This is a genomic window from Streptomyces sp. NPDC026538, assembly GCF_055567535.1.
Map to the genome: position 1 here is coordinate 317,395 of NZ_JBVHQG010000001.1, position 25,457 is coordinate 342,851.

Sequence of the window (25,457 nt, forward strand, 5' to 3'; positions counted from 1 at the left end):
ATGACGCCCAAAGCACAAGAAAGCACCGGCGCTTCGCTGGACGAACGGATCACCGGAGCCCTCGTCGGGGCCGCTGTCGGCGACGCCCTCGGCGGCCCGGTCGAGGGCTACTCCCCCGACCAGATCCTGGAACGCCACGGCGGCCGCGTGCACGGCATCGTCGGCCCCTGGAACGGCGACGCCTGGCGCACCGCCCGCCCCATCGCCCCGTACCACAAGGGCGACGGGCACGTCACCGACGACACCTTGATGACCCATGCGCTGGTACGGGTGTACGACCGCGTCCGCGGCCATCTCGACGCGTACGCGATCGCCGACCACCTGGTCCCCGACCTGATGACCAACCCCCGCTGGATCCCGGAGCTGGAGACCGAGACCATCCCCCTCCAGCGGGTGTTCCTCGCCGAGAAGTGGCTGGCGACCCGCCTGCACTACGGCCATGTCGACCCCCGCGAGGCCGGCACCGGCAACATCGTCAACTGCGGCGCCGCGATGTACATGGCCCCGGTCGGCCTGGTCAACGCGGCGAACCCGCGGGCCGCGTACGCCGAGGCCGTGGACATCGCCGGCGCCCACCAGTCGTCGTACGGCAGGGAGGCGGCGGGCGTCTTCGCGGCGGCGGTGGCGGCGGCGACGGCGCCCGGCGCGACACCGGACTCCGTGGTCGGCGCCTGCCTGTCCACGGCGAAGGACGGCACCCGCGAGGCCATCGAACGGGTCTGTGAAACGGTGGCAGACCACTCCGACTTCGAGTCCGCGCTCGCCCCCCTCCGCGAAGCGATCGCCCCCTACGACACGGTGGGCCCCGACTACCGGTCCCCCTCCCTCGGCGCCCGCCGCCCCTCCCGACTCCACGCGATCGAGGAACTCCCCGTCGCACTGGGCATGTTGCTGGTGGCGGGCGGCGACTTCCGGCACGCCGTCCTCGGCTCCGTCAACTACGGCCGGGACTGCGACTCGATCGCGACGATGGCGGGTGCGATCGCCGGGGCGCTGGGTTCCGCCGTACCGGAGGAGTGGTCGAAGCGGGTCGCCGAGGCGAGCCGCCTCGACCTCTGGGAGCCGCCTCGCACGCTGGCCGCCGTGACCAGGGAGGTCTTCCTCCGCGACACGGACCTGCGGCGTGCCCACGAGGAGTCCTTCGCTCGCCTCGGGGGCCCGGGATGCTCCGCCTGACCTGGGTCCAGCCGGAGGATCTGCTGGGCCATGAGATCCGCCAGGCCCGGCAGGACGGCCGGGAGCCCGGCGCGGTCGCGGCGCGCTGGAAGGCGGCGGGGGGCGCGGACGCGCCGGACCGGGCGGGGGCGTCGCCTGACCGGGCGTCCCGCTACCTGCGCCAGCTGGCGGAGGACCTGCTGGACGAACTCGCCGACCTGCCGAGCCGGTTGAACGAGCCGACGGATCTGGAAGCGATCAAGGCGCTGTGTCCGGAGTGGCCGTCTGCGCCACGGGAAGGGCGGTGCGGACCGTCGTGCGACTGCGAGTGCGATGTGGTCGCTCGCGCGGTTCCCCGCACCCCTGACGGGGCGCTGCCGAGCCGCTCACATAGCTGCGGGCAGTCGTGTCGCTGGGGCGATGGGGGTCCCCCCGCTCGAGCGAAGCCGAGAGTGGGGGAGGGTGGGCGCGGCGGCACCCTGCCGGCACCGGTAAGCGACACCCCCGCCGCTCCCACCTCCCGCACCTACCACGCCGCCTGGCTCGGCAGAGCCGTTGGCTGTCTTCTCGGCAAACCCGTCGAGAAACTCCCCCTCCACGCCATCCGTGAACTCGCCCAAGCAGCCGGCAACTGGCCTCTGAACCACTACTTCACCGCCCGCGGCGTCCCCGCCGAGCTCCTCGCCGCCCATCCCTGGAACCGCCGCTCCGCCGCCACCTCCCTCGTCGAGAACATCGACGGCATGCCCGAGGACGACGATCTCAACTACCCCCTCCTCAACCTCCTCCTGCTCCAGCGCCACACCAGAGCCTTCACCACCGCCGACGTAGCCGCCCTCTGGCTCGACGAACTCCCCGCCGGCCGCACCTTCACCGCCGAGCGCGTCGCCTACCGCAACCTCCTCACCGGCGTCGAACCGCCGCACACCGCCCGCCACCGCAACCCCTTCCGTGAGTGGATCGGCGCCCTGATCCGCGCCGACGTGCACGGCTGGACCAACCCCGGCGACCCGGCCGCCGCGGCCGAGCAGGCCCATCGCGACGCCGCCCTCACCCATACCGCCAACGGCGTCTACGCGGCGATGTTCACGGCGGCCACCATCGCCACCGCCGCCACCGGAACCCACGACATCCACGCCTGCCTGCGCTCCGGCCGCACGGTGATCCCGCCCCGGTCCCGCCTGGCCCAGGCGATCGACCGGGCGATCCGGCTCGCCGAGACCCACGAGGACTTCGAGGCGGTCGTGGCGGAGCTCCACCGCACCCACTCCCCCACCCACCACTGGGTGCACGCCATCCCCAACACCGCGCTGATCGCCGCCGCCCTCACCCACGCGGACGGCGACTTCACCGGCTCCGTCTGCCGTGCGGTGAGCGGCGGCTGGGACACCGACTCCAACGGCGCGACGGCCGGCTCGGTCGCCGGGCTGCTCGCCGGCGACCCCGACGCCCTCCCCGACCGCTGGACGACCCCGCTCAAGAACCGACTCGCCACCTCCGTCGCCGGCTTCGACGGCATTGGCTTCGACACCCTCGCCCACCTCACCCACCTGGAGGCGACCCGCCCATGACCCAGATCGCCGTCCTCGGCAGCACGAACATGGACCTCGTCGCGTACGTCGAGAAGGCCCCGCAGCTAGGCGAGACCGTGACCGGACGGGAGTTCCGTACGATCCCCGGCGGCAAGGGCGCCAACCAGGCGATCGCCGCCGCCCGCGCGGGCGCCACCGTCTCGATGATCGGCGCGGTCGGCCATGACGCCTACGGCGTCCGGATGCGGGACACCCTCGAACACTCCGGCGTGGACACCGACTCACTGCGCACGATCGAGGGCCCCTCCGGCACCGCGCACATCGTCGTGGACGACGAGGGCGGCAACGCGATCGTCGTGATCCCCGGCGCGAACGGCACCGTCGACCATCTCTCCCCCGGCGACGAGGGCGTCATCGCCTCCGCCGACACCCTCCTGCTTCAACTGGAGATCCCGCTGCCCGCGGTCGTCGCCGGTGCGCAGGCCGCCCGCCGGCACGGCGTCCGGACCATCCTCACCCCGTCCCCCACCCGCCCCCTGCCCTCCGAACTGCTCGAGAACATCGACCTGTTGGTGCCCAACGAGCGCGAGGCCGCCGACCTCACCGACCGCGCCGACCCGCGCGACGCGGCGGCCGCCCTGCTCGGCCTGGTGCCGCAGGTCGTGGTCACCCTCGGCGCCGCCGGCTGCCTCTACCTCACCCGTGACGCGGCGCCCCTCGTCATCCCGGCGCCCCGGGTGACCGCCGTCGACTCGACGGGCGCGGGCGACACCTTCGTCGGCGCCCTCGCGGTCGCCCTGGCCGAGGAGAAACCCATCCGGGAGGCCCTGTCCTGGGCGGCGGCCGCGGCCGCGCTCGCCGTGCAACGGGAGGGGGCGTCGACGTCCATGCCGTACCGTCCGGAGATCGAGGCCCAGTACACCGCATGAGTACGACAACACAGCCCCAGCCGCTCGCCGGTCTGCGCGTCCTCGACCTCGCCACCCTCTTCGCCGGCCCCCTCGCCGCCACCCTGCTCGGTGACTTCGGCGCCGAGGTCGTCAAGGTCGAGCACCCCGCCAAACCCGACCCCTCCCGAGGGCACGGCCCTGCCAAGGAGGGCGTCGGCCTGTGGTGGAAGCTGCTCGGGCGCAACAAGCGGACCATCACCCTCGACCTGTCCAAGCCCGGTGGCCGCGCCACGCTGCTCCGGCTCGCCGCCACCGCCGACGTGATCGTGGAGAACTTCCGGCCCGGCACCCTGGAGAAGTGGGACCTCGGCTGGGAGGAACTCTCCGCCGCCAACCCCCGGCTGATCCTGACCCGGGTCACCGCCTTCGGCCAGTTCGGCCCCTACGCCCACCGCCCCGGCTTCGGCACCCTCGCCGAGGCGATGAGCGGCTTCGCGGCGATCACCGGCGAACCGGACGCCCCGCCCACACTGCCGCCGTTCGGACTCGCCGACTCCATCGCGGCACTGGCGACCGCGTACGCCGTGATGACCGCGCTCGCCGCCCGGGACCGCACCGGCGAGGGCCAGGTCGTCGACATGGCGATCATCGAACCGATCCTCACCGTCCTCGGCCCCCAGCCCACCTGGTACGACCAGCTCGGCTACGTCCAGGCGCGCACCGGCAACCGCTCCGCCAACAACGCCCCGCGCAACACCTACCGCACGGCGGACGGGACCTGGGTCGCCGTCTCCACCTCGGCCCAGTCGATCGCGGAACGCGTGCTGCGGCTGGTCGGGCGCCCGGAGCTGATCGACGAGCCGTGGTTCGCGACCGGCGCCGACCGGGCCGCGCACTCCGACGTCCTCGACGCGGCCGTCGGCGACTGGATCGCCACCCGCTCCCGCGCCGAGGTGCTGGCCGAGTTCGAGAAGGCGGAGGCGGCGGTCGCCCCCATCCAGGACGTACGCGACGTGATGGACGACCCGCAGTACCTGGCGCTGGACACGATCACCACCGTCCCCGACCCCGAACTGGGGTCGCTGCGCATGCAGAACGTCCTCTTCCGGCTCTCCTCGACCCCCGGCGCGATCCGCTGGACCGGCCGCCCGCACGGTGCCGACACGGACGAGGTCCTCACCGAGCTGGGCCTGACCCCGGCCCAGCTGCTGGCCCTGCGCGAGGAGGGCGCCGTATGACCACCGCCGCCTTCCCGCTGACCTGGCTGTACGTCCCCGGTGACCGCCCGCATGTCGTCGCCAAGGCGCTGGTCTCCGGCGCGGACGTGGTGGTGGTCGACCTGGAGGACGCCGTCGCCCCCGACCGCAAGGACTGCGCCCGCGCCGCCACCGCCGACCTCCTGGCCCACCCCCAGCCGGTCCCGGTGCACGTCCGGATCAACGGCCTGGACACTCCCTGGGCCGCGCCCGACCTGCAGGCCCTGCTCGGCCTCCCCGGCCTCGCCGGCCTGCGCCTCCCCAAGGTGACCGGCCCCGACGACATCCACCACATCGTGTCCCGGACCGCCGCCCTCCCTCTCTACGCCCTCCTCGAATCGGCCCTCGGCATCGAGCACGCCTACGCCATCGCCGCGGCCCATCCCGCCCTGCGGGGCATCTCGCTCGGGGAGGCGGACCTCCAGGCCGACCTGGGCGTGTACGACGACAGCGGCCTCGACTGGTCCCGTTCCCGGATCGTGGTCGCCGCCCGGGCCGCGGGCCTCGCCCCACCACCCCAGTCGGTCCACCCCGACACCCGCGACCTCAAGGGCCTCGCCGCCTCCTGCGCCCGCGGCCGCGCCCTGGGCTTCCTGGGCCGCGCGGCCATCCACCCCCGGCAGCTCCCGATCATCGAACGCGCCTACCTCCCCACGCAGGCCGAACTGGAACAGGCCGAAAAGATCATCAAGGCGGCCACCACGGAACAGGGCGCCCAGGCCCTCCCGGACGGCAGCTTCATCGACGCGGCGGTGGTGGCGACGGCCCGCAGAACCCTGTCCCTGCTGAACCGCCGCTGACACCGGCAGCCCGGTCCCTTCTTCGCATCCCTAGCCGGTGAACTTCTTCAGCCGCAACGGCGAGCACCCTCGCGGCGGTGTCCGGCGGTGCCGGGCTCGCCGGGGCCCGTCGGCCCGTACGCGAAGAGGGCGCCCGGTCGGTCCCGGGCGCCCTCTTCGTCGTATCGCGGCAGGTCAGCTCTTCTTTGTCGCCGCCCCGGCCTCGTCCTTGGCCTCGGCCTCGCGTCCGGTCTCGTCCTTGGGTTCGTGCTCGGCCTCGACTTCGGAAGCCTCCACCTCGGAAGCCTCCTCGGCTTCCGCGGCCTCGGCGGCGTCGCCCTCGCCGTCGGTCTCCCCGTCTGCGGCGCGCGGCTCGACCACCGCCTCCCGGCCCGGCCGCTTCTTCGCGGAGAGCACGATGTACAGCACCGCGAGCAGGAACACGATGATCGCGGTCCAGTCGTTGAGCCGCAGGCCGAGGATGTGGTGGGCGTCGTCGACGCGCATGTACTCGATCCAGCCGCGGCCCACGCAGTACGCGGCGACGTACAGCGCGAACGCCCGCCCGTGCCCGAGCTTGAACCGGCGGTCGGCCCAGATCACCAGGAAGCCGACGCCGATGCACCACAGCGACTCGTAGAGGAAGGTCGGGTGGTAGTAGCCGGGGACCCGGCCGCCCTCGGACGAGGTGATGTGCAGGGCCCACGGCACATGCGTCTCGCGGCCGTACAGCTCCTGGTTGAACCAGTTGCCCCAGCGGCCGATCGCCTGGGCGAAGGCGATGCCGGGGGCGATGGCGTCGGCGTAGGCCGGGAGCGGGATGCCCCGGCGCCGGCAGCCGATCCAGGCACCCACCGCGCCGAGCGCGATCGCGCCCCAGATACCGAGGCCGCCCTGCCACACCTTGAACGCGTCGACCCAGTCACGGCCCTCGCTGAAGTACAGCTCGTAGTCCGTGATCACGTGGTACAGACGCCCGCCGACCAGGCCGAACGGCACGGCCCAGACGGCGATGTCGGCCACGGTGCCGGCCCGCCCGCCCCGGGCGATCCAGCGCCTGTTTCCGAGCCAGACGGCTACGAAGACACCGATGATGATGCAGAACGCGTAGCCGCGCAGCGGAATGGGACCGAGGTGGATCACTCCGCGCGAAGGGCTGGGAATGTAGGCAAGATATTCCATGGCAGGGTCGACGCTACCGTGCCGGACCGGGCCGACGGCAACCAGCCCGGCTACGGCTCCATAACAGGGGCGTGAGAAAGGCTTACCCCGCTCACCCCTTGTTGGCGTCCTCCACGAGCTGCTTCAGCTTGGCCGGGGTCATGGTCTGGTCCTGGTAGATGTTCTTGCCGTCGAGCAGAACGGTCGGGGTGCCGCCGAACTTGGCCGCCTGGAAGGCCTCGTTGGACTTCACGACCCAGGCGTTGTGCTTGCCGTCCTTGACGCATTTCTGGAACGTCGGCGTGTTCAGGCCCTGGACCTTGCCGGCCAGCTCGATCAGCTTGTCGTTGCTCGAGAAGGCGTCGTCGGTTTCCTTCGGCTGGTTCTCGTACAGCACGTCGTGGAAGTCGCGGAACTTGCCGGCGTCCTGGGCGCAGGCCGCAGCGTTGGCAGCGTTCCGGGAGCCGCTGCCGCCGAGGTTGCCGTCGATCAGCGTGACCAGGTGGTACTCGATTCTGAGCTTGCCGGAGTCGGTCAGCTCGTGGAGCGTCGGGCGGTACGCCGTCTCGAAGGCCTGGCAGGCCGGGCAGCGGAAGTCCTCCCAGATGGTGAGCGTCGCCTTGGCGTCGTCCTTGCCGACCGGGATCGCGAGGCTGTCCTTGCCCTGCGCGCCCGAGGGCGCCACGACCGGGCCCGAGCTCTTGCTGTTCTTGTCCTTGCCCGCGTTCGCGGCGATGACGCCGATCACCGCGGCCAGGCCGAGGACACAGACGACGCTCGCGCCCACGATCAGCGCGCGCCGTCGCTTCTCCGCGGACTGCTGCTTCTCGCGGTCGGCTGCGATCCGCTCGCGGGCCGTCCGCTTTCCGTCACGATTCTTCTCGCTCACACCACCAGAACGAACCGGGGAGGCGCACCGCGCCTCCCCGGTCCCAGGTCCACCCGTTCGAGTGACCGGATGGTCCGTGGTGTTCCGTCACGCCTGTCCGCGCACGCCCTTCGCCAGGTCACCGGCGAGTTCCCGGACGGCCACCACCCCGGCCGCGTCGTCCGGCGCGTCCAGCATCCGCTTCACGAAGGCCGAGCCGACGATCACGCCGTCGGCGAAGCCGGCGACCTCGGCGGCCTGGGCCGCGTTGGAGACACCGAGGCCGACGCAGACGGGCAGCCCGGTGCCGGTGGCCCGGGTGCGTTCCACCAGGTCCTGAGCCTGCGCGCCGACCGATGCCCGGGTGCCCGTGACGCCCATCAGGGAGGCCGCGTAGACGAATCCGCTGCCGGCCGCCGTGATCTGCGCGAGCCGCTCGTCCTTGCTGCTGGGCGCCACGACGAAGACCGTCGCGAGGCCGTGCTTCTCGGCGTGCTCCCTCCACAGGGCCGACTCCTGGACGGGCAGGTCGGGCAGGATGCAGCCCGCGCCGCCCGCCTCGGCCAGCTCGGCGGTGAAGCGCTCGACGCCGTAGCGGTCGATGGGGTTCCAGTACGTCATGACGAGGATCGGCTTGCCGGTGGCCGCGTAGGCCTCCTTGACCGTGCGCATGACGTCCGCGATCTTGACGCCGCCGCGCAGGGCGATGTCGTCGGCGGTCTGGATGACCGGGCCGTCGAGCACCGGGTCGCTGTGCGGCAGCCCGACCTCGACGACGTCGGCGCCGCCGTCCAGGACGGCCCTGATCGCCTCGATGCCGCCGGCCACGGTCGGGAACCCGGCCGGGAGGTAGGCGATGAGCGCGGAGCGGCCTTCGGCCTTGGCACCGGCGAGGGTGTCGGACAGCAGCTGAATGTTCCCGCTCACTTGGCGTCCCCTTCGATCTCCGCGGTGGCGGTGGCGTCGGCGGCGACCTCGGCGTCGGTGTCGTACAGACCGAAGTAGCGCGCGGCGGTGTCCATGTCCTTGTCGCCGCGGCCGGACAGGTTGACGACGATCAGCCCGTCCTTGCCCAGTTCGCGGCCGACCTCCAGGGCGCCGGCGAGGGCGTGCGCGCTCTCGATGGCCGGGATGATGCCCTCGGTGCGGGACAGCAGGCGCATGGCCTGCATGGCCGCGTCGTCGGTGACCGCGCGGTACTCGCCGCGGCCGGAGTCCTTGAGGTAGGAGTGCTCCGGGCCGATACCCGGGTAGTCCAGACCGGCCGAGATCGAGTACGGCTCGGTGATCTGGCCCTCGTCGTCCTGGAGGACGTAGGACCGGGAGCCGTGCAGGATGCCGGGCTCGCCGGCGGTGAGGGTGGCCGCGTGCTCGCCGGTCTCGATGCCGTGCCCCGCGGGCTCGCAGCCGATGAGGCGGACGCCCTCGTCGGGGATGAAGGCGTGGAAGAGGCCGATGGCGTTGGAGCCGCCGCCGACGCAGGCGATCGCCGCGTCGGGGAGCCGGCCGGCCCGCTCCAGGAGCTGGCGGCGGGCCTCGACGCCGATGACCCGGTGGAAGTCGCGGACCATGGCCGGGAAGGGGTGCGGGCCCGCGACCGTACCGAAGAGGTAGTGGGTGTGGTCGACGTTGGCCACCCAGTCACGGAACGCCTCGTTGATGGCGTCCTTCAGGGTGCGGCTGCCGGACTTCACGGCGATGACCTCGGCGCCGAGCATGCGCATCCGGGCCACGTTCAGGGCCTGGCGCCGGGTGTCGATCTCGCCCATGTAGATGGTGCAGTCGAGGCCGAACAGCGCGCAGGCGGTGGCCGTCGCCACGCCGTGCTGGCCGGCGCCGGTCTCCGCGATCACCCGGGTCTTGCCCATGCGCCTGGTGAGCAGGGCCTGGCCGAGCACGTTGTTGATCTTGTGCGAGCCGGTGTGGTTGAGGTCCTCGCGCTTGAGGAAGATCCGGGCGCCGCCCGCGTGTTCCGCGAAGCGGGGGACCTCGGTGAGGGAGCTGGGACGGCCGGTGTAGTTGACCAGCAGGTCGTCGAGTTCGCGGGCGAACTCGGGGTCGTGCTTGGCCTTGTCGTACTCGACGGCGACCTCGTCCACGGCGGCGACGAGGGCCTCCGGGATGAACTTGCCGCCGAAGGCGCCGAAGTAGCCCTCGGGGGAGGGCACCTGGCCTTCTGGGTCAGGGAAGAAGTAGTCGCTGGGCATGCGGAAACCTCACGGTGAGTGTGTGGAACGACACTGTTCGCCGTGGGGCGAGGGGTTGTCTGTGGGCTGACCGCCGTCAGTGGCTGATCGCGCAGTTCCCCGCGCCCCTGACGGGGCGCTGCCATCGACGTCCGTTTACCTGCCCGGGTTCATCACCGATGACGTACCGCACCCTGCGGCCGTGGACACGCCGCGCCGGGGCTCGGCAGCCCCTCGGGCGGCAGCCGCGCGCCAGGCGGGCGTACCGGTCCACGGTCGTCACGGTGAGAGTCATCGGGGTCAGCCTAGCGGGTGATCAGGGGCGGCCGTGGCGCAGTGCCGGGTGTTCGCCCGCCGCCACCAGGTCGGCCACCGCCGACTTGGGGTCACGGCCGGTCACCAGGGACTCGCCGACCAGGACCGCGTCGGCGCCCGCGTTGGCGTAGGCGATCAGGTCGTGCGGGCCGCGGACGCCGGACTCGGCGACCTTGACCACGGTGTCGGGGATCTCCGGGGCGACCCGCTCGAAGGTGGAGCGGTCGACCTCCAGGGTCTTCAGGTTGCGCGCGTTGACGCCGATCACCTTGGCGCCCGCGTCCACCGCGCGCTCGACCTCGTCCTCGTCGTGCACCTCGACGAGCGGGGTGAGGCCGATGGAGACCGCGCGCTCGATCAGCGACTCCAGAGCCGGCTGGTCGAGGGCGGCGACGATCAGCAGCGCGAGGTCGGCGCCGTACGCGCGGGCCTCCCACAGCTGGTACGACGTGACGATGAAGTCCTTGCGCAGGACCGGGATGTCCACACGGGCCCGGACCGCCTCCAGGTCGGCCAGCGAGCCGCCGAAGCGGCGCTGCTCGGTCAGGACCGAGATGACGGCCGCGCCGCCCGCCTCGTAGTCCGCGGCGAGCCCGGCCGGGTCGGCGATCGCGGCCAGCGCGCCCTTGGACGGGCTGGAGCGCTTGACCTCGCAGATCACCTTGACGCCCTCGCCGCGCAGCGCGGCCACTCCGTCCTTGGCGGCCGGCGCCTTCGCCGCGCGCTCCTTGAGCTCGTCGAGGCTGACGCGCGCCTGCCGCTCCGCGAGGTCGGCACGGACTCCGTCGATGATCTCGTCGAGCACACTCACGCGAGCGGTCCCCTTCCGGTTCCGGACGGTTCTTCCGAGCGGGTCGAAACCCTTGCGGGTCAAAACCCATGGTCATATCGATGGTATCCGCAGGACGGCGCCGACCTCGCATCCGGCCGAAGCCCGGTCCCACTACCTGGACGTTTGCCAGTTGATCAAGGATGCAACCAGCCGACGAAGGGCAGGTTCCGGACAACGGTGAAGGCCAGCAGCAACGCGCCCAGGGTCCACATCGGGACCGGCCTGAGCTCGATCCGGACGGGCCGGCCGCGTGCCGCGCGCACCGCCCAGACGGTCCACACCACGGCGAAGGCCAGATAGGCGGCCACGCCCGCCGCGTTGTCCCGCAGCGCGGCCAGGAAGTCGCCGTGGATGAACGCGTGCGCGCTGCGCAGGCCGCCGCAGCCGGGGCAGTACAGGCCGGTGAGCCGGTAGAGGGGGCAGACCGGGTAGTGGCCGGGTTGGTTGGGGTCGACCGTGCCGACGTAGGCGAAGGCCCCGACGACGGCGGCCAGCACCCCCGCGGGCACGGCCAGCCGTCCGCGCAGGGAGGGCGGCGCCGGGGCGGCCGCGCCGGAGGTGTCGGCGTTCACGCCTCGCATTGTGCCCCGTACGGTCGGCACATGCGCGCGAGGGGCGGCCCGATGACTCGGGACGCCCCTCGGGAAGCGCTGCGGGCGCTGCCGATCAGCCCTCGGCGGTGACCGGCTCGCGGGTGACGGCCGGGGCGCTGTGCGCCGTCACCAGGGCGGTCTGCTTCGGCATGCCGAGGCCCATGGCACGCATGATCATGCCGACCACGCCACCGAGGACCACGATCACCATGCCGGCCCAGAAGCCCACCGGCTGGGCCATCACCATGAAGGCGCCCGCGACGCAGAAACCGATGAAGGCGATGGTGACGCCCGTCCAGGCGGCCGGGGTGTGACCGTGGCTGCTGCCCGCCATGACTTGCTCCTCGTTAGCTGGTGCGTGTCGTACGTGCCGTCCGTGGCCGCGCTCGTACGGGTCCGTTCCGGACGCTCGACTTCCATTGTCACGTACGCGCAGGCCCGCCGTGAGCGGGGGTGGCGTCTGATTCGCCACATCGGTATTGGGCCCGCGAGGCTCAGCGCCCCGAAAGGGGGCGCGAGGCTGTGTTCGATGTGCGGCTCCGCCGCGTGGGCGCGACCGGCCACAACTGCGCCGCGGACGACCGACAGCCCCTCACGGCGCCCCCGGCGAAGCGCTCAGGCTCCCGTAGGGTCCTCGCCCCGGTCCAGGGCCTTCCAGATGTCCTCGGGCCGGTCCGGGTCGACCGGCTTCGGCGCGCGGCGCGGCCGCTCCGCGCCCGTGCCGCGCTCGTAGCGGCCGGACATGGCGGGCCAGAGACGGCCGTAGCGCAGCGCGAGCAGTCCGGCGATCAGGATGAGCGCGCCGCCGGCCGCGGCGACGTACGGCCAGCCGGTGTGGCTGAGGGCGTCGACCGCGGCGGAGGTGTCGCCGCTGGCCTGGGCGGCCTTCTCGTCCAGCGCGGAGCCGTCGGAGGCGCCCGCCAGGGCGGCGACGACGATACCGGCGCCGGAGAGCGCGAGGAGCCCGGAGACCAGGAAGCGGCCGGCCCTGCGGACGGCGAAGACGGCGACGAGCGCGGCGAGGCCCACTATGGCGAGGGCCGCGGGAACGCCCGTGACGTCGCTGCCCTTGACGGTCAGCGGGAAGGCGCCACCAGCCACCGTCGCGGTGCCCTCCGCCCAGCGCTGCCGGCTGGACAGCAGGGCCACGGCCGCGCCGAGCGCACCGAACAACAGCGCGACGGCGAGGCTGCGGCGGCCGGACCCGCTGTGCGCGGCGGCTTCGGAACGGGGGTGAGGAACGGCAGTCACGTACTCCACTATCGCTTGAACCCCGGGCGAACGGTCACCCGGGGTTGGGTGAGAAGCGCCCTACTGCCCCAGTCTGTTGGCCGTGTGCACCGCGCGCAGCACCGCCGCCGCCTTGTTGCGGCACTCCTGGTCCTCCGCGACCGGGTTGGAGTCGGCGACGATGCCCGCGCCCGCCTGGACGTACGCCGTGCCGTCCCGCAGCAGGGCGGTACGGATGGCGATCGCGGTGTCGGAGTCGCCTGCGAAGTCGAGGTAGCCGACGCAGCCGCCGTACAACCCCCTTCTGGACGGCTCCAGTTCGTCGATGATCTGCATCGCCCGGGGCTTGGGGGCGCCGGAGAGGGTGCCGGCCGGGAAGCAGGCGGTGAGGACGTCGAAGGCGGTGCGGCCCTCGGAGACCTTTCCGGTGACCGTCGAGACGATGTGCATGACGTGCGAGTACCGCTCGACGGACATGAAGTCGACGACCTCGACGGAGCCCGGTTCGCAGACCCGCCCCAGGTCGTTGCGTCCGAGGTCGACGAGCATCAGGTGCTCGGCGCGCTCCTTGGGGTCGGCCATCAGCTCGTCGGCGAGGTCCTGGTCCTCACGCGGGGTGGCCCCGCGCGGCCGGGTGCCGGCGATGGGGTGGACCATGGCCCGCCCGTCCTCGACCTTGACCAGGGCCTCGGGGGACGATCCGACGACGTCGAAGCCCTCGAAGCGGAAGAGGTACATGTACGGCGAGGGGTTGGTCGCCCTCAGGACGCGGTAGACGTCCAGCGCGCTCGCCGTGCACGGGGTCTCGAAGCGCTGCGAGGGGACGACCTGGAAGGCCTCGCCCGCGCGGATGCGCTCCTTGATGTCCTCGACCGCGGCCTGGAAGTCGGGGCCGCCCCACAGGGCGGTGTACTCGGGGAGCTCGGAGGGGGGCAGGGCGGCCGGGGGCTGGGCGACCGGGCGGGAGAGGTCGGCCTCCATGGCGTCCAGGCGGGCGATCGCGTCCGCGTAGGCCTCGTCGACGCCGGTGTCGAGGTCGTTGTGGTTGATCGCGTTGGCGATCAGCAGGACCGAGCCCTCCCAGTGGTCCATCACCGCGAGGTCGCTGGTGAGGAGCATGGTCAGCTCGGGCAGCCCGAGGTCGTCCCGCTCCCCCGGGCCGATCTTCTCCAGGCGGCGCACGATGTCGTAGCCCAGATAGCCGACCATGCCGCCGGTGAACGGGGGCAGGTCCTCCGTGTGCGGGGTGTGCAGGGCCTCGATGGTGGCGCGCAGGGCGGCCAGCGGGTCCCCGTCGACGGGCACGCCGACCGGCGGGACGCCGAGCCAGTGGGCCTGGCCGTCACGGGCGGTGAGAGTGGCCGCGGAGCGGACGCCCACGAACGAGTAGCGAGACCATTGGAAGGCCGTGCGGCCGTTCTCGGCGGACTCCAGCAGGAAGGTGCCGGGGCGCTCGGCGGCGAGCTTGCGGTAGAGCGCGACCGGGGTGTCGCCGTCGGCGAGGAGCTTGCGGGTGACCGGGATGACACGCCGGTCGGTCGCCAGCTTGCGGAAGGTCTCCAGTTCCATGGCGGCAGACCTTACTGATCGGAGGCCGGGACGCCGGAATCGGCGCCCTCCTTGAGGAGCACGTCGGCGTCGAAGCAGGTGCGGTCGCCGGTGTGGCAGGCGGCGCCCACCTGGTCGACCTTGACCAGCAGGGTGTCGGCGTCGCAGTCGAGGGCGACGGACCTGACCCACTGGAAGTGACCGGAGGTGTCGCCCTTGACCCAGTACTCCTGGCGGCTGCGCGACCAGTAGGTGCAGCGGCCGGTGGTGAGGGTGCGGTGCAGCGCCTCGTCGTCCATCCAGCCGAGCATCAGTACCTCGCCCGTGTCGTACTGCTGGGCGATGGCGGGCACGAGGCCGTCGGCGCTGCGCTTGAGGCGGGCGGCGATCTCCGGGGCGAGGCCGCTGGGCGGGGGCGTACCGGTCGTACTGGTCATGGGTGCCATTGTGCCGCGCGGCACCGGCAGTCACGGACCGTGTCCACTGTCCGGACCGTGCGTGGGGCCGTAGGCTGGCAGCATGTCGACCTTCGCCAAGCGTGAACGGCTTCTGCTCGCCGACCTCTTGGAGACCGCCGGTCCCGAGGCACCGACCCTCTGCGAGGGCTGGCTGACCCGTGATCTGGCCGCGCACGCGGTGGTGCGCGAGCGCCGGCCGGACGCGGCCGGGGGCGCGCTGATCAAGCAGCTCGCGCCCCGCCTGGAGAAGGTGATGGCCGAGTTCGCCGCGAAGCCGTACGAGGAGCTGATCCAGCTGATCCGTACCGGCCCGCCGCGGTTCTCGCCGTTCCAGCTCAAGCAGATCGACGAGGCGGCCAACACGGTGGAGTTCTATGTCCACACGGAGGACGTCCGCCGCGCCCAGCCGGACTGGGCGCCGCGTGAGCTGGACCCCGTCTTCCAGGACGCCCTGTGGTCCCGTCTGGAGCGCACCGCACGGCTGCTGGGCAGGGGTGTGCCGACGGGCCTGGTGCTGCGCCGTCCGGACGGCCAGACGGCCGTCGCCCATCGCGGCGCCCCGGTGGTGACGGTGACCGGCGAGCCTTCCGAGCTGCTGATGTTCGCCTTCGGCCGGCAGAACGCGGCGAAGGTCGCGGTGGACGGCGACGAGAACGCGATCGCCAAGCTGCACGAGTCCAAGCAGCTGGGCATCTGAGGAGCCCGCGATGATCAAGGTCGCGATGACCAACGTCTTCGTCGACGACGTGGTCAAGGCGCACGCCTTCTACACCGATGTCCTCGGCTTCGAGACCCGCACCCGGCTGGACCTCGGCGGAGGCACCCTGTTCATCACGGTCGGCGCGCCCGGCGGCGCCCAGCCGGACCTCCAGCTGCTCCTGGAGCCCGGCCAGGGCACCATCGCGGAGCCGTACCGCAAGGCCGTCTACGAGGCGGGCCTGCCGGCCATCGTCTTCTCGGTCGACGACATCCGCGCGGAGTACGACCGGCTGCGCGCCCTGGACGTCCGCTTCACCCATGAGCCGCAGGAACAGGGCCCGGTGATCGCGGCCGTCCTGGACGACACGGTCGGCAACCTGATCCAGCTCACCCAGCCGAAGGGCTGAGGTACCTCGGCGGGGCAGCTCGGCCCGCCGCGGCCGGGCCGGGGCCCGGCGTGGTGTCAGCGGACGGGGTGGCCGGCTCCGCGCAGGGCCTGCTTGACCTCGCCGATGCGCAGGTCGCCGAAGTGGAACACCGAGGCCGCGAGGACGGCGTCCGCGCCCGCTGCGACGGCGGGGGCGAAGTCGGCCAGCCTGCCGGCGCCCCCGGAGGCGATGACCGGGACGGTGACGTGCTTGCGGACGGCCGTGATCATCTCCAGGTCGTAGCCGTCCTTGGTGCCGTCCGCGTCCATCGAGTTGAGCAGGATCTCCCCCGCGCCCAGCTCGGCGGCCCGGTGCGCCCACTCGACCGCGTCGATGCCGGTGCCGCGGCGGCCGCCGTGGGTGGTGACCTCGAAGGTGCCTTCGGGGGTGCGGCGGGCGTCCACCGACAGGACCAGGACCTGCCGGCCGAAACGTTCCGCGATCTCCCGGATCAGCTCCGGGCGCGCGATCGCCGCCGTGTTGACGCCCACCTTGTCGGCGCCGGCCCGCAGCAGCTTGTCGACGTCCTCGGCCGTGCGCACCCCGCCGCCGACGGTCAGCGGGATGAAGACCTGCTCGGCGGTGCGGCGCACCACGTCGTAGGTGGTCTCCCGGTCGCCGGATGACGCGGTGATGTCCAGGAAGGTCAGCTCGTCGGCGCCCTCCGTGTCGTACACCTTGGCCATCTCGACCGGGTCGCCCGCGTCCCGCAGGTTCTGGAAGTTGACGCCCTTGACGACCCGGCCGTTGTCCACGTCCAGGCAGGGGATGACTCGGACCGCCAGGGTCATGCTGTGGCCTCCCCTCGGTATGCCTCCACCTCGACCTCGACGACCAGGCTGGGGTCCACGAAGCCGGAGACGATGATCATGGATGCGGCGGGCCGGACGGAGTCGAACAGCTCCTTGTGGGCGCGTCCGACGTCGTCCACGTCTCGGGCATGGGTGACGTACATACGTGTCCGCACCACATCGTCACGGCCGAGGCCCAGCTGCCCCAGCGCCGCGAACGCGACGTTGAAGGAGTTGACCGTCTGCTCGTAGGGGCCGCCCCCGGCGATCTCGCCGTCCACTATGGAGGTGCAGCCGGAGACCAGTACCAGGCCGTTGGGCAGTTCCACCGCGCGGGAGTACCCGAAGGCGTCCTCCCAGGGCGCGCCCGTCGTGACACGTCGCAGCTCACTCACGGGGACACTGCCTCCAGTGCTTCTTCCAAGGTGAACGCCTTGGCGTAGAGGGCCTTTCCGACGATGGCGCCCTCGACACCGAGGGGTACCAGCTCGGCCAGCGCGCGGAGGTCGTCCAGCGACGACACGCCGCCGGAGGCCACGACCGGCCGGTCGGTCGCCGCGCAGACGTTCTTCAGGAGCTCCAGGTTCGGGCCCTGAAGGGTGCCGTCCTTGGCGATGTCGGTGACGACGTACCGCGCGCAGCCCTCCTGGTCGAGACGGGCCAGCGTCTCGTAGAGGTCGCCGCCGTCGCGGGTCCAGCCGCGGCCGCGCAGGGTCGTGCCCTTGACGTCCAGGCCCACCGCGATCTGGTCGCCGTGCTCGGCGATGACCTTGGCGACCCACTCCGGGCTCTCCAGGGCGGCCGTGCCGAGGTTCACCCGGCGGCAGCCGGTGGCCAGGGCGGCCGCCAGCGAGGCGTCGTCCCGGATCCCGCCGGACAGCTCCACCTTGATGTCCATCGCCCCGGCGACCTCGGCGATCAGCTCGCGGTTGTCGCCGGTGCCGAAGGCGGCGTCCAGGTCGACCAGGTGCAGCCACTCGGCGCCCGACCGCTGCCAGGCGAGGGCGGCCTCCAGGGGGGAGCCGTAGGAGGTCTCGGTTCCCGACTCGCCGTGCACGAGGCGGACGGCCTGGCCGTCGCGGACGTCGACGGCGGGGAGGAGTTCGAGCTTGCTCACAGTGTTCCGATCCAGTTGGTGAGGAGCTGGGCGCCGGCGTCGCCGGACTTCTCGGGGTGGAACTGGGTGGCCCACAGGGCGCCGTTCTCCACGGCGGCCACGAACGGCTTGCCGTGCGTCGACCAGGTCACGAGCGGGGCGCGCAGCGCGGCGTTGTGCGTCTCCAGCGACCAGTCCTGGACGGCGTAGGAGTGCACGAAGTAGAAGCGGGCGTCGGCGTCCAGGCCCGCGAACAGCTCGGAGCCGGCCGGCACGTCCACGGTGTTCCAGCCCATGTGGGGCACGATCTCGGCCTGCAGCGGCTCGACCGAGCCGGGCCACTCGTCGAGGCCCTCGGTCTCCACGCCGTGCTCGATGCCGCGCGCGAACAGGATCTGCATGCCGACGCAGATGCCCATCACCGGCCGGCCGCCGGACAGCCGCCGGTCGATGATCCAGTCCCCGCGGGCCGCACGCAGGCCCTCCATGCAGGCGGCGAAGGCGCCGACACCCGGCACCAGCAGGCCGTCGGCGTTCATCGCGGTGTCGAAGTCACGGGTTATCTCGACGTCGGCCCCGGCGCGGGCGAGCGCCCGCTCGGCGGAGCGGACGTTCCCGAAGCCGTAGTCGAAGACGACGACCTTCTTCGCGGATCCGCTCAATTCCACACCTCCAGCCTCACGACACCCGCCACCAGGCACATCGCGGCGCCGATCGAGAGCAGCACGATCAGGCTGGTGGGCATCTTCTGCTTGACGAAGGAGATGATTCCGCCGACCAGGAAGAGGCCGACGACGATCAGTATGGTGGACAGCCCGGTCATGGCTTTACAGCGCGCCCTTCGTCGACGGGAGGATGCCGGCCGCGCGCGGGTCGCGCTCGGAGGCATAGCGCAGCGCCCTGGCGAGCGCCTTGAACTGGCATTCCACGATGTGGTGTGCGTTGCGCCCATAGGGCACGTGCACATGGAGGGCGACCTGGGCCTGTGCCACGAAGGACTCCAGGATGTGCCGGGTCATGGTGGTGTCGTACTCGCCGATCATCGGAGCCATGTTCTCCGGCTCCGTGTGCACGAGGTACGGGCGGCCGGACAGGTCCACCGTGACCTGGGCGAGGGACTCGTCCAGCGGGACCGTGCAGTTGCCGAACCGGTAGATGCCGACCTTGTCGCCGAGCGCCTGCTTGAAGGCGGCGCCGAGGGCGAGGGCCGTGTCCTCGATGGTGTGGTGCGAGTCGATGTGCAGATCGCCGTCGGTCTTCACGGTGAGGTCGAACAGGCCGTGCCGGCCGAGCTGGTCGAGCATGTGGTCGTAGAAGCCGACACCGGTGGCGATGTCGGTCTTCCCGGTGCCGTCGAGGTCGATCTCGACGAGGACCGAGGTCTCCTTGGTGGTGCGCTCCACGCGCCCTACGCGGGTCATGCGTCCAGCTCCTTCTTGACTTCACGTACCGCGTCGAGAAACGCGTCGTTCTCTTCGGGGGTTCCGGCGGACACCCGCAGGAAGCCGGGCACGCCGTTGTCGCGGACCAGGACCCCGCGGTCGAGGATCCCCTGCCAGACACGGTGGGGGTCCTCGAACCGCCCGAACTGCACGAAGTTCGCGTCGGACTCGGTGACTTCCAGGCCGAGCGCACGCATCTCGGTGACCAGCCGGTCCCGCTCGGCCTTCAGCTGCTCGACGTACTTCAGCAGGGTGTCGGTGTGCTCGAGGGCGGCCAGCGCGGTCGCCTGGGTGATCGCCGACAGGTGGTACGGCAGCCGGACGAGCTGTACGGCGTCCACCACCGCGGGGTGCGCGGCGAGGTAGCCGAGGCGCAGACCGGCCGCGCCGAAGGCCTTCGACATGGTCCGGGAGACGACGAGATTCGGCCGACCTTCGAGCAGCGGCAGCAGCGAGACGCCGTGGCTGAACTCGACGTACGCCTCGTCGACGATCACCATGGACGGCCGGGCGGCCTGGGCCGCGTCGTACAGCGCGAGGACCGTCTCGGCGGGCACCGCGTTGCCCGTGGGGTTGTTGGGGGTCGTGATGAACACGACGTGGGGCCGGTGCTCGGCGATCGCCCGGGTGGCGGCCTCGAGGTCGAGGGTGAAGTCGTCCTCGCGCGGGCCGGGGATCCAGGCCGTGCCGGTGCCGCGCGCGATCAGCGAGTGCATCGAGTACGACGGCTCGAAGCCGAGCGCGGTACGGCCCGGTCCGCCGAAGGTCTGCAGCAGCTGCTGGATGACCTCGTTGGAGCCGTTGGCCGCCCAGACGTTCTCGAGGGCGAGCGGGTGGTTGCCGGTCTCGGTCAGGTACCTGGCCAGCTCGGTGCGGAGCTGGACCGCGTCCCGGTCGGGGTAGCGGTTCAGGTTCCGGGCGGCCTCGCGGACCCGCTCGGCGATCCGCTCGACCAGCGGCTCGGGCAGCGGGTAGGGGTTCTCGTTGGTGTTCAGCCGTACGGCGACGTCCAGCTGGGGCGCGCCGTAGGGGGACTTGCCGCGCAGCTCGTCCCGTACGGGGAGATCGTCGATTCCGAAGTTCACTTGGTCGCCGGTACCTTCCACCCGAACCTCGCCTTGATCGCCGCGCCGTGTGCCGGCAGGTCCTCCGCCTCCGCCAGCGTGACCACGTGGTGCGCGACCTCGGCCAGCGCGTCCTCGGTGTAGTCGACGATGTGGATGCCGCGCAGGAAGGACTGCACGGACAGCCCGGAGGAGTGGCAGGCGCAGCCGCCGGTGGGCAGCACGTGGTTGGACCCGGCCGCGTAGTCGCCGAGGGAGACCGGCGCCCAGGGCCCGACGAAGATCGCGCCCGCGTTGCGGACCCGGCCGGCCACCGCCGTGGCGTCCGCGGTCTGGATCTCCAGGTGTTCGGCGCCGTACGCGTCGACGACCCGCAGGCCCTCCTCGACGCCGTCGACCAGGACGATCGCGGACTGCCGGCCCTTGAGCGCCGGGACGATCCGGTCGTCGACGTGCTTGGTGGCCGCGACCTGCGGTTCCAGCTCCTTCGCCACCGCGTCCGCGAGCTCGACGGAGTCGGTGACCAGGACGGCGGCGGCCAGCGGGTCGTGCTCGGCCTGGCTGATGAGGTCGGCGGCGACGTGCACCGGGTCGGCGGTGGCATCCGCGAGGACCGCGATCTCGGTGGGGCCGGCCTCGGCGTCGATGCCGATCCGGCCGGTGAAGTAGCGCTTGGCGGCGGCGACCCAGATGTTGCCGGGGCCGGTGACCATGGTGACGGGCGGGCAGGACTCGGTGCCGTACGCGAACATCGCGACGGCGGAGGCACCGCCGGCCGCGTAGACCTCGTCGACGCCGAGCAGGGCGCAGGCCGCGAGGATGGTCGGGTGCGGCAGGCCGCCGAACTCCGCCTGCGGCGGCGAGGCGAGCGCGATGGACTCGACGCCGGCCTCCTGCGCGGGCACGACGTTCATGACCACGGACGAGGGGTAGACGGACCGGCCGCCGGGCGCGTAGAGCCCGACCCGTTCGACCGGCACCCACTTCTCGGTGACCGAGCCGCCGGGGACGACCTGGGTGGTGTGGCTCGTACGGCGCTGCTCGCGGTGGACCAGTCGGGCGCGCCGGATGGACTCCTCCAGGGCCGCGCGCACGGCCGGGTCCAGCTCCTCCAGCGCCCTGGTCAGGGCCTCGGCGGGCACCCGCACCTGCTTCAGGGCGACCCCGTCGAACCTCTCGGCGAAGTCGATCAGCGCCGCGTCGCCCCGATGATGCACGGCCTCGCAGATCGGACGCACCTTCTCCAGGGCGGCCGAGACGTCGAAGTCGGCTCGGGGCAGCAGGTCGCGCAGGGCGAGTCCCTCGGGGAGGGCGTCGCCGCGCAGATCGATACGAGAGATCACAGGCTCAATTCTCTCAGACGGCACTCCGGGCCCGTTCGCGCGTATCAATGGCTGATACAGAACGTGAGCCAACGGCCGGTACATAGCCTGGCCGGAACCCGGAAGATCACCTTCACGTGTTGTGTTCGAGGGGTGACGGAGCGGGCATCACCGCTGGGCGAACACCTGACTGACGAGTAGCTGAGGAAGAAGGAACAGCCGTGACCGAGGGGGTCCGGGAAGGGGAACTGCCGGACGATCTGACCGCGGCCGAGGCCGGCATGTGGCAGGCCTTCCGCAACGGCAGCGTGTACGACCTGAGCAGCGGCGACGCGCAGGTGGACGATCCGCACGGCGGCCACCCCTGGGGGCCCGAGCGGACCGTGCGGGCGCGCATCGTCTGCTGGCTGCTGCTCGACGGGCCGCCGGCGCTCGCGGGCCGGGTGCCCGCGCTGAAGCTGGCCGGCCTGCGGATCACCGGCGCCTTGGACCTGGCGGGTGGCACGGTCGCCCCGTACGTGGAGCTGCGCGGCTGCCGGTTCGACGACGAGGTCCTGCTGCCGGAGGCGCACTTCACCACCGTCCGGTTCGTGGACTGCGCGGTGCCACGCCTCGAGGCGGCCCGGGTCCGCACGGAGGGTGACCTGCATCTGCCGCGCTGCCGCTTCCTGGGCGGGGTCCGGCTGACCGACGCGCACATCGGCACCGACCTGCTGCTGAACCAGGCCGTGGTGTACCGGGACCGCAGCGGACGGTCGATCGCGGCGGACGGCATGACGGTCGGGCAGGATCTGCAGGCGGAGCTCCTGGAGTCGTACGGGGAGCTGAGCCTGCGCAGCGCCAAGGTGGGCGTCTCGCTGAGCCTGCGCGGGGCCCGGCTGCGCAATCCGCACGGGCGGTTCGCGCTGAACGCGCCCCAGCTGACCGTCGGCCGCACCCTGTACCTGACCCCGGCCGGGGTGGGCGGCCCCTGGCAGAGCGGCACGACCCCGGCGCGCGGGACCCGGATCCAGCGGTTCGAGTGCCAGGGCGGGTTCCGGCTGGACGACGGGCGGTTCGGGGACGCCGTCGACCTGGAGCGGGCGCGCTTCACCTTCACGGACGACCAGGAACTGTCGCTGCGCCGGGTGCAGGCGCCGGAGCTGCGGTTCCTCGGGGAGGAGCCGCAGCGTGGCCGGGTGGTGCTGTCGGGCGCCCGGACCGTGAACCTGGTGGACCGGGCGACCAGCTGGCCGGGCCCCGGGCGGCTGCACATGGGCGGCTTCGCCTACGAGAACCTGGTTCCGCAGGGCCCGTTCCCGCTGACCCGGCGGCTCGGCTGGGTGGCGGCGGCGACCGCCGAGTACAACCCGGAGCCGTACGAGCGGCTCGCGACCGTGCTGCGGGCCGCCGGCGAGGACGAGGACGCGCGCGAGGTGCAGCTCGCCAAGCAGCGCCGGCGCCGCGAGACGCTGCCGGTCGCCGCCAAGTTCTGGGGGTACGCGCAGGACCTCACGGTGGCCTACGGGTACCGGCCGGGCCGGGCGGCGGTGTGGATGGCGGTGCTGTGGGCGGCGGGCACGCTCGCCTTCGCGCATGCCCCGCATCCGCCGATGACCACCGGCGGGCATCCGGTCTGGGACCCGGCGCTGTTCGTCCTCGATCTGCTGCTGCCGGTGATCGACCTGGGCCAGGTCGGCCAGTGGCGCCTCAGCGGGGGCTGGCAGTGGGCGGCCGCCGCGATGATCCTGCTGGGCTGGATCCTGGCGACGACGGTGGCGGCGGGGGCCACCCGGCTACTGAGGCGCGGTTAGGCGCGGTGGACTCCGATGGGCCCGGTCGGGCGCGGTAGGCACGGTGGGGGGCGGTAGGGCACGCTAGGCACGGCCGGGCGTGCCTGGCAGGTACCCAACAGGTGAGCAACAGTCACCTTTTACCTTCCTTGACCTCGAATCGTACAACTTTCTCGGAGTTGGCCTGGTGGTCTGGCGCGCGCTCGACCTGCGGACTTTCAATGGCGACACCATGGCTTCGCTGCGTGCGCTGTTCCGTCCCACACGGACGGCAAGGACCACTCCACGCCCCGCCCTCGGCCCGCTGCCGGCCGACGACGAGGTCTTCCTCGACGCGCCCGACGAGCGACTCGCCCCCGTGCTGGTCGCGGCAGGCCGTGGCGAGTACCGGCCCGCCGCGCGGCTGCTGGCCGGAACCCGGGCCGCGGCCGAGTGGGAGGCCCGGGACCGGTACGTGCACCGGCTCGCCCTCTTCGCCCGCTCCCGGGCCGAGTGGCTGGGCGACTGGTCCGCGGCCGCTCCGCACGACCCGGACCTGCTCCTGCTCCGGGCCCAGCTGGCGGTGGACCAGGCCTGGCCCTCCCCGGCCCGGACCGAGTTGCTACGCGCGGTGAGTCCCCTGATCACGGCTGCCGCACGCGGCGACGACCGCGACCCGGTGCCCTGGCGGGTGGCGCTGGACCACGCCCGCGGCTCCGACGCCGGTCACAAGTACTTCGAGGAGCTGTGGGAGGCGGCGGTCCGCCGCGCCCCGCACCACTACGGCTGCCATGCGGCGGCCCTGCGCTATCTGGGCACGTACTGGCACGGCTCGCACGGCGAGTGCTTCGACTTCGCCGACCTGGCCGCCCAGGACGCCCCGGCCGACTCCCTCGTCCAGGCCCTCCCGGCCCGGGCCGCGTTCGCCTACCTCGCCGACGGCTGCGGTCCGGCGGTGCCGCGCGCCCGCCTGGACGCGGCGGCCGACCGGGCGATCGCCCTCTCCGGCCGGTTCCCGGCGGCCGACCCATGGCCGGCCGAGGTCCGCAACAAGCTGATGTACCTCCTGGTCCGGCTGGAGCGCTGGGAGGCCGCCCGCACCCAGCTGCACCTGATCGGCCCGTACGTCACGTCGTTCCCCTGGGACCGCCTGTCCGACGACCCGCTGGGCCATTTCGTACGGCTGCGCGCACACCTGCTGGCCGGTACGGAACCGCTCCCCGAGGCCCGCCCGGCCCCCTCGCAGCGGAGCGCGGGGCGCCCACGGGCCGAGCACGGCGGACATGTTCCCGCCGATGACCATTAGGCTGTGGCGCCGTGACCACCGTCCGTCTTCCCCTCTTCCCGCTGAACTCGGTGCTGTTCCCGGGGCTCGTGCTGCCGCTGAACGTCTTCGAGGAGCGCTATCGCGCCATGATGCGCGATCTCCTGAAGACCCCCGAGGAGGAACCGCGCCGGTTCGCCGTCGTGGCGATCCGCGACGGCCACGAGGTGGCACCGAGCGCGCCGGGCATGCCGGATCCGACGGCCCGGCCCGACCGGGGGCCGGCGGCCGGCTTCGGGCCCGACCCCCTCAAGTCCTTCCACCGGGTGGGCTGTGTGGCGGACGCGGCGACGATCCGGGAGCGGGCGAACGGCACGTTCGAGGTGCTGGCGACCGGGACCAGCCGGGTGCGGCTGCTCTCCGTCGACGCGTCGGGGCCGTTCCTGACGGCGGAGCTGGAGGAGCTGCCCGAGGAACAGGGCGACGAGGCGGGCGCGCTGGCGGAGGGGGTGCTGCGGGCCTTCCGGCAGTACCAGAAGCGGCTGGCGGGGGCGCGGGAGCGCTCGCTGTCGGCGGGTGTCGAGCTCCCCGACGAACCGTCCGTGGTCTCCTACCTGGTCGCCGCGGCGATGATGCACGACATCCCCACCAAGCAGCGGCTGCTCCAGGCGCCCGACACCGCGTCCCGGCTCCGCGACGAGCTGAAACTGCTTCGCTCCGAGACGGCGATCATCCGTAACCTGCCGTCACTGCCCGCGGCGGAGCTGACGCGGTCGCCGACGAGCCTGAACTGAGCC

Annotated in this window: 29 protein-coding genes; 10 read left to right on the plus strand and 19 right to left on the minus strand. The window is 72.3% G+C overall.

Features of this window, described 5'->3' with window-relative positions:
• Genes ACZ4N4_RS01460 through ACZ4N4_RS01480 form a run of 5 tightly spaced genes read left to right on the plus strand, consistent with a single transcriptional unit; the run spans nt 1 to nt 5,633 of the window.
• Entirely contained in the window at nt 1–1,176 is a 1,176-nt protein-coding gene (locus ACZ4N4_RS01460; protein ID WP_467583193.1) for an ADP-ribosylglycohydrolase family protein, read from the plus strand.
• A complete protein-coding gene (locus ACZ4N4_RS01465) occupies nt 1,164–2,726 on the plus strand; it encodes an ADP-ribosylglycohydrolase family protein (protein WP_467583196.1) in 1,563 nt (520 codons plus the stop codon). The genes ACZ4N4_RS01460 and ACZ4N4_RS01465 overlap by 13 nt, the downstream gene beginning before the upstream one ends.
• Nucleotides 2,723–3,616, plus strand: coding sequence for a ribokinase (rbsK, locus tag ACZ4N4_RS01470; protein WP_453571239.1), 894 nt, complete (start codon nt 2,723–2,725; stop codon nt 3,614–3,616). The genes ACZ4N4_RS01465 and rbsK overlap by 4 nt, the downstream gene beginning before the upstream one ends.
• The gene (locus ACZ4N4_RS01475; RefSeq protein ID WP_467583199.1) at nt 3,613–4,815 is read left to right on the plus strand and encodes a CaiB/BaiF CoA transferase family protein; all 1,203 of its coding nucleotides are present in this window, start codon (nt 3,613–3,615) and stop codon (nt 4,813–4,815) included. Before rbsK ends, ACZ4N4_RS01475 begins: the two co-directional genes overlap by 4 nt.
• Complete coding sequence (locus ACZ4N4_RS01480) at nt 4,812–5,633, plus strand: HpcH/HpaI aldolase/citrate lyase family protein (protein WP_453571245.1); 822 nt, start codon at nt 4,812–4,814, stop codon at nt 5,631–5,633. Before ACZ4N4_RS01475 ends, ACZ4N4_RS01480 begins: the two co-directional genes overlap by 4 nt.
• A gap of 174 nt (nt 5,634–5,807) precedes the next feature.
• On the opposite strand, the gene lgt is transcribed toward ACZ4N4_RS01480, so the two are convergent.
• The 11 genes from lgt to hisI all read right to left on the minus strand — a co-directional run bounded on the left by lgt (nt 5,808) and on the right by hisI (nt 14,782).
• Nucleotides 5,808–6,794 carry a prolipoprotein diacylglyceryl transferase gene (gene lgt / locus ACZ4N4_RS01485; protein ID WP_467583202.1) on the minus strand — a complete coding sequence of 329 codons (987 nt, stop codon included), beginning with the start codon at nt 6,792–6,794 and terminating at the stop codon, nt 5,808–5,810.
• 91 nt (nt 6,795–6,885) lie between these two features.
• Nucleotides 6,886–7,662 carry a DsbA family protein gene (locus tag ACZ4N4_RS01490; RefSeq protein ID WP_453571251.1) on the minus strand — a complete coding sequence of 259 codons (777 nt, stop codon included), beginning with the start codon at nt 7,660–7,662 and terminating at the stop codon, nt 6,886–6,888.
• An 87-nt stretch (nt 7,663–7,749) separates the two neighbouring features.
• Nucleotides 7,750–8,568, minus strand: a complete 819-nt coding sequence (trpA, locus tag ACZ4N4_RS01495; RefSeq protein WP_453571254.1) for a tryptophan synthase subunit alpha — start codon at nt 8,566–8,568, stop codon at nt 7,750–7,752.
• A complete protein-coding gene (gene trpB, locus ACZ4N4_RS01500; protein WP_467583206.1) occupies nt 8,565–9,848 on the minus strand; it encodes a tryptophan synthase subunit beta in 1,284 nt (427 codons plus the stop codon). Before trpB ends, trpA begins: the two co-directional genes overlap by 4 nt.
• Before the next feature lie 76 nt (nt 9,849–9,924).
• Nucleotides 9,925–10,122 (minus strand): tryptophan biosynthesis modulator TrpM, encoded by a 198-nt coding sequence (gene trpM, locus ACZ4N4_RS01505; RefSeq protein WP_450762674.1) that lies wholly within the window; start codon nt 10,120–10,122, stop codon nt 9,925–9,927.
• Nucleotides 10,123–10,143: 21 nt separating this feature from the next.
• A complete protein-coding gene (trpC, locus tag ACZ4N4_RS01510) occupies nt 10,144–10,953 on the minus strand; it encodes an indole-3-glycerol phosphate synthase TrpC (RefSeq protein ID WP_453571260.1) in 810 nt (269 codons plus the stop codon).
• 155 nt (nt 10,954–11,108) lie between these two features.
• On the minus strand, nt 11,109–11,555 hold the full coding sequence (locus tag ACZ4N4_RS01515) for a DUF2752 domain-containing protein (protein WP_453571263.1): 447 nt from the start codon (nt 11,553–11,555) through the stop codon (nt 11,109–11,111).
• Nucleotides 11,556–11,640: 85 nt separating this feature from the next.
• Nucleotides 11,641–11,901 carry an HGxxPAAW family protein gene (locus ACZ4N4_RS01520; RefSeq protein WP_453380148.1) on the minus strand — a complete coding sequence of 87 codons (261 nt, stop codon included), beginning with the start codon at nt 11,899–11,901 and terminating at the stop codon, nt 11,641–11,643.
• Nucleotides 11,902–12,182: 281 nt separating this feature from the next.
• Entirely contained in the window at nt 12,183–12,827 is a 645-nt protein-coding gene (locus ACZ4N4_RS01525; RefSeq protein WP_453571266.1) for a TIGR02234 family membrane protein, read from the minus strand.
• A gap of 51 nt (nt 12,828–12,878) precedes the next feature.
• The gene (locus ACZ4N4_RS01530; RefSeq protein ID WP_467583211.1) at nt 12,879–14,366 is read right to left on the minus strand and encodes an anthranilate synthase component I; all 1,488 of its coding nucleotides are present in this window, start codon (nt 14,364–14,366) and stop codon (nt 12,879–12,881) included.
• Nucleotides 14,367–14,377: 11 nt separating this feature from the next.
• On the minus strand, nt 14,378–14,782 hold the full coding sequence (hisI, locus tag ACZ4N4_RS01535) for a phosphoribosyl-AMP cyclohydrolase (protein WP_453571272.1): 405 nt from the start codon (nt 14,780–14,782) through the stop codon (nt 14,378–14,380).
• An 82-nt stretch (nt 14,783–14,864) separates the two neighbouring features.
• Between hisI and ACZ4N4_RS01540 the strand changes: the two genes are divergently transcribed.
• Together ACZ4N4_RS01540 and ACZ4N4_RS01545 are read left to right on the plus strand one after the other, a co-directional pair.
• Nucleotides 14,865–15,500 carry a TIGR03085 family metal-binding protein gene (locus ACZ4N4_RS01540; protein WP_467583214.1) on the plus strand — a complete coding sequence of 212 codons (636 nt, stop codon included), beginning with the start codon at nt 14,865–14,867 and terminating at the stop codon, nt 15,498–15,500.
• Nucleotides 15,501–15,510: 10 nt separating this feature from the next.
• Nucleotides 15,511–15,909 (plus strand): VOC family protein, encoded by a 399-nt coding sequence (locus ACZ4N4_RS01545; RefSeq protein ID WP_450762658.1) that lies wholly within the window; start codon nt 15,511–15,513, stop codon nt 15,907–15,909.
• 56 nt (nt 15,910–15,965) lie between these two features.
• Here ACZ4N4_RS01545 and hisF read toward each other — a convergent pair whose 3' ends face one another.
• From hisF to hisD, 8 genes are read right to left on the minus strand one after another with little or no spacing between them, the layout of a single operon-like run.
• Nucleotides 15,966–16,721 carry an imidazole glycerol phosphate synthase subunit HisF gene (gene hisF, locus ACZ4N4_RS01550; RefSeq protein WP_450762656.1) on the minus strand — a complete coding sequence of 252 codons (756 nt, stop codon included), beginning with the start codon at nt 16,719–16,721 and terminating at the stop codon, nt 15,966–15,968.
• Nucleotides 16,718–17,116 (minus strand): RidA family protein, encoded by a 399-nt coding sequence (locus ACZ4N4_RS01555; protein ID WP_384481035.1) that lies wholly within the window; start codon nt 17,114–17,116, stop codon nt 16,718–16,720. Before ACZ4N4_RS01555 ends, hisF begins: the two co-directional genes overlap by 4 nt.
• Nucleotides 17,113–17,838: a bifunctional 1-(5-phosphoribosyl)-5-((5-phosphoribosylamino)methylideneamino)imidazole-4-carboxamide isomerase/phosphoribosylanthranilate isomerase PriA gene (gene priA, locus ACZ4N4_RS01560; RefSeq protein WP_351732568.1), complete on the minus strand. Its 726-nt coding sequence runs from the start codon at nt 17,836–17,838 to the stop codon at nt 17,113–17,115. The genes ACZ4N4_RS01555 and priA overlap by 4 nt, the downstream gene beginning before the upstream one ends.
• Nucleotides 17,835–18,485 carry an imidazole glycerol phosphate synthase subunit HisH gene (gene hisH / locus ACZ4N4_RS01565; RefSeq protein WP_467583221.1) on the minus strand — a complete coding sequence of 217 codons (651 nt, stop codon included), beginning with the start codon at nt 18,483–18,485 and terminating at the stop codon, nt 17,835–17,837. Before hisH ends, priA begins: the two co-directional genes overlap by 4 nt.
• Nucleotides 18,476–18,640 carry a hypothetical protein gene (locus ACZ4N4_RS01570; RefSeq protein WP_351732562.1) on the minus strand — a complete coding sequence of 55 codons (165 nt, stop codon included), beginning with the start codon at nt 18,638–18,640 and terminating at the stop codon, nt 18,476–18,478. Before ACZ4N4_RS01570 ends, hisH begins: the two co-directional genes overlap by 10 nt.
• A gap of 4 nt (nt 18,641–18,644) precedes the next feature.
• A complete protein-coding gene (gene hisB / locus ACZ4N4_RS01575) occupies nt 18,645–19,238 on the minus strand; it encodes an imidazoleglycerol-phosphate dehydratase HisB (RefSeq protein ID WP_028422551.1) in 594 nt (197 codons plus the stop codon).
• Nucleotides 19,235–20,344 carry a histidinol-phosphate transaminase gene (locus tag ACZ4N4_RS01580; RefSeq protein ID WP_467583224.1) on the minus strand — a complete coding sequence of 370 codons (1,110 nt, stop codon included), beginning with the start codon at nt 20,342–20,344 and terminating at the stop codon, nt 19,235–19,237. The genes hisB and ACZ4N4_RS01580 overlap by 4 nt, the downstream gene beginning before the upstream one ends.
• On the minus strand, nt 20,341–21,666 hold the full coding sequence (gene hisD / locus ACZ4N4_RS01585; protein ID WP_467583227.1) for a histidinol dehydrogenase: 1,326 nt from the start codon (nt 21,664–21,666) through the stop codon (nt 20,341–20,343). Before hisD ends, ACZ4N4_RS01580 begins: the two co-directional genes overlap by 4 nt.
• Nucleotides 21,667–21,866: 200 nt before the next feature.
• On the opposite strand from hisD, the gene ACZ4N4_RS01590 reads away from it, so the two are divergent.
• From ACZ4N4_RS01590 to ACZ4N4_RS01600, 3 genes are all read left to right on the plus strand, one after another.
• A complete protein-coding gene (locus ACZ4N4_RS01590) occupies nt 21,867–23,438 on the plus strand; it encodes an oxidoreductase (protein ID WP_467583230.1) in 1,572 nt (523 codons plus the stop codon).
• A 211-nt stretch (nt 23,439–23,649) separates the two neighbouring features.
• A complete protein-coding gene (locus ACZ4N4_RS01595) occupies nt 23,650–24,702 on the plus strand; it encodes a hypothetical protein (RefSeq protein ID WP_467583233.1) in 1,053 nt (350 codons plus the stop codon).
• 11 nt (nt 24,703–24,713) lie between these two features.
• A complete protein-coding gene (locus tag ACZ4N4_RS01600) occupies nt 24,714–25,454 on the plus strand; it encodes an LON peptidase substrate-binding domain-containing protein (RefSeq protein WP_453571298.1) in 741 nt (246 codons plus the stop codon).
• Nucleotides 25,455–25,457: the final 3 nt, after the last annotated feature.

Excerpts from the sequence above, each read along its gene's own strand:
- ACZ4N4_RS01460 (WP_467583193.1), top strand. The coding sequence starts at position 1 with ATGACGCCCAAAGCACAAGAAAGCACCGGCGCTTCGCTGGACGAACGG.
- ACZ4N4_RS01465 (WP_467583196.1), top strand. The coding sequence starts at position 1,164 with ATGCTCCGCCTGACCTGGGTCCAGCCGGAGGATCTGCTGGGCCATGAG.
- rbsK (WP_453571239.1), top strand. The coding sequence starts at position 2,723 with ATGACCCAGATCGCCGTCCTCGGCAGCACGAACATGGACCTCGTCGCG.
- ACZ4N4_RS01475 (WP_467583199.1), top strand. The coding sequence starts at position 3,613 with ATGAGTACGACAACACAGCCCCAGCCGCTCGCCGGTCTGCGCGTCCTC.
- ACZ4N4_RS01480 (WP_453571245.1), top strand. The coding sequence starts at position 4,812 with ATGACCACCGCCGCCTTCCCGCTGACCTGGCTGTACGTCCCCGGTGAC.
- lgt (WP_467583202.1), bottom strand. The coding sequence starts at position 6,794 with ATGGAATATCTTGCCTACATTCCCAGCCCTTCGCGCGGAGTGATCCAC.
- trpB (WP_467583206.1), bottom strand. The coding sequence starts at position 9,848 with ATGCCCAGCGACTACTTCTTCCCTGACCCAGAAGGCCAGGTGCCCTCC.
- trpM (WP_450762674.1), bottom strand. The coding sequence starts at position 10,122 with ATGACTCTCACCGTGACGACCGTGGACCGGTACGCCCGCCTGGCGCGC.
- ACZ4N4_RS01515 (WP_453571263.1), bottom strand. The coding sequence starts at position 11,555 with ATGCGAGGCGTGAACGCCGACACCTCCGGCGCGGCCGCCCCGGCGCCG.
- ACZ4N4_RS01520 (WP_453380148.1), bottom strand. The coding sequence starts at position 11,901 with ATGGCGGGCAGCAGCCACGGTCACACCCCGGCCGCCTGGACGGGCGTC.
- ACZ4N4_RS01530 (WP_467583211.1), bottom strand. The coding sequence starts at position 14,366 with ATGGAACTGGAGACCTTCCGCAAGCTGGCGACCGACCGGCGTGTCATC.
- hisI (WP_453571272.1), bottom strand. The coding sequence starts at position 14,782 with ATGACCAGTACGACCGGTACGCCCCCGCCCAGCGGCCTCGCCCCGGAG.
- ACZ4N4_RS01540 (WP_467583214.1), top strand. The coding sequence starts at position 14,865 with ATGTCGACCTTCGCCAAGCGTGAACGGCTTCTGCTCGCCGACCTCTTG.
- ACZ4N4_RS01545 (WP_450762658.1), top strand. The coding sequence starts at position 15,511 with ATGATCAAGGTCGCGATGACCAACGTCTTCGTCGACGACGTGGTCAAG.
- hisF (WP_450762656.1), bottom strand. The coding sequence starts at position 16,721 with ATGACCCTGGCGGTCCGAGTCATCCCCTGCCTGGACGTGGACAACGGC.
- ACZ4N4_RS01570 (WP_351732562.1), bottom strand. The coding sequence starts at position 18,640 with ATGACCGGGCTGTCCACCATACTGATCGTCGTCGGCCTCTTCCTGGTC.
- hisB (WP_028422551.1), bottom strand. The coding sequence starts at position 19,238 with ATGACCCGCGTAGGGCGCGTGGAGCGCACCACCAAGGAGACCTCGGTC.
- ACZ4N4_RS01595 (WP_467583233.1), top strand. The coding sequence starts at position 23,650 with ATGGCTTCGCTGCGTGCGCTGTTCCGTCCCACACGGACGGCAAGGACC.